Origin of the sequence: Methanoregula sp., assembly GCF_002835825.1 — an archaeon.
In the GTDB taxonomy this organism is placed as follows: domain Archaea; phylum Halobacteriota; class Methanomicrobia; order Methanomicrobiales; family Methanospirillaceae; genus Methanoregula.
On record NZ_PIZH01000529.1, the window covers coordinates 1 to 1,421 of the forward strand.

Below are 1,421 nucleotides of genomic sequence, written 5' to 3' on the forward strand. Positions count from 1 at the left end.
CGATGACCCGCAGTACTGCTGGTTCGAGATGACTGTCACGAACATAGACAACGGCCAGGCTGACACCTACGGGTTCGGCCGCACGCACAGTTTCGAGAAACACCAGCAGTTCCCGATGTACGTTACCGGTCCCTACAAGATCGAGATGAAAGGCAATCTTGTGAAGGTGGATGTGACTGCTGCAAAGCGGAAGCCGTGAAACGGAGGTATAACCATGATTGAAGACTGGATTGTGACTATCTGCGGCGTCATCGTAATCGTGGCTGTCATCGCGGTTGCGATGCTGAAGCTCCGCAGTGCTGAACGAAGGATGCATGAGAGCGCCCACAAGTTCAGGGTCTATGCCGACCTCCTCAACGCGATCACTGAGCTCAACCTTTCCGGTGGTGATCCGTACAAGATGGATGTTGCCAAGAAGAACCTTGCCCTGACGCTGAACCGGCTCAACCTTGTAGGGTGCACGGGGGTGCTCCGGAGCACAAACGACCTCCTGGATTTCTTGAACGAGTACAAGGACAAGGACTACGACACCCTCAGGCTCCATAACATCCTCAACCGGCTCGTCATCGAGGCACGCCGCGATATCAATCCCGAGCATGCAAAGAAAATCGAGGAGTCGCAGGTCAGGTTCCGGTTCTTTGCGCCGCCGAGGAACCGGGTGCAGCCACAACCGCCGGAGAAACAGGGATAGGACGTTTTCATCAGGGGTTCTGACGTACCTGTCGAAAGTCGAAGAACGCTGATGCGTTCTTCTCCACCTCGGGGTCTGATGACCCCTCGGAACTCGAAGTTGGAGAGGGTCATCAGAACCTCGACAACGAGAAGAAACCGATAGGTTTCTTCGAAGAACTGCTGCGCAGTTCTTCTCTTTCTCAAGGTCCTGATGGACCTCTCGGTTTTCGAAGATTTGCTCTGCAAATCTTCTCGTCTTCCTGGTTCTGATGAACCAGTCAGAGACACAAACTCTTTTTCCCCCGCGCTCCGACATTGGTATCACAGGAGAGGCGGTTGTTTCATTATGAAGAAGGAGATCGTTGTCGGGGTGACGGGTGCGAGCGGTGCTATCTATGCCCGGCGCCTGCTTGAGGTGCTCTGCAGGGATGCACAGGTCCATATCATTGTGTCGGATGTTGCAGCGAAGATTGCGGCTCATGAGGGCGTATTGCTTGAGGGATTCCCTGCAACCTATCATGCAAACGACAAACTCTTCGCCTCCATCGCAAGCGGCTCGCACAAATACGACGGGATGGTCATCATCCCCTGCAGCTCCAAGACGCTCTCTGCTGTTGCCAACGGGTACACGGACAACCTGATCACCCGCACCGCCGATGTCTGCCTCAAGGAGGGACGGAAGTGCATCCTTGTCACCCGCGAGATGCCGCTCTCAAAAATCCATCTGAAGAATATGCTGGCTGCCGAGG

The 1,421-nt window shown here is 54.7% G+C and carries 3 protein-coding genes; all 3 read left to right on the plus strand.

The features are described from left to right. A partial coding sequence (locus CW742_RS12975) for a hypothetical protein (protein WP_292421034.1) occupies nucleotides 1–199 on the plus strand: 199 nt, incomplete at its 5' end. Nucleotides 200–214: 15 nt separating this feature from the next. Beyond that, entirely contained in the window at nucleotides 215–691 is a 477-nt protein-coding gene (locus CW742_RS12980; protein WP_292421037.1) for a hypothetical protein, read from the plus strand. Between the two features lie 327 nt (nucleotides 692–1,018). Next, nucleotides 1,019–1,421 (plus strand): UbiX family flavin prenyltransferase (locus CW742_RS12985; protein ID WP_292421039.1); only part of this gene is annotated, 403 nt, incomplete at its 3' end.

Excerpts from the sequence above, each read along its gene's own strand:
- CW742_RS12980 (WP_292421037.1), top strand. The coding sequence starts at position 215 with ATGATTGAAGACTGGATTGTGACTATCTGCGGCGTCATCGTAATCGTG.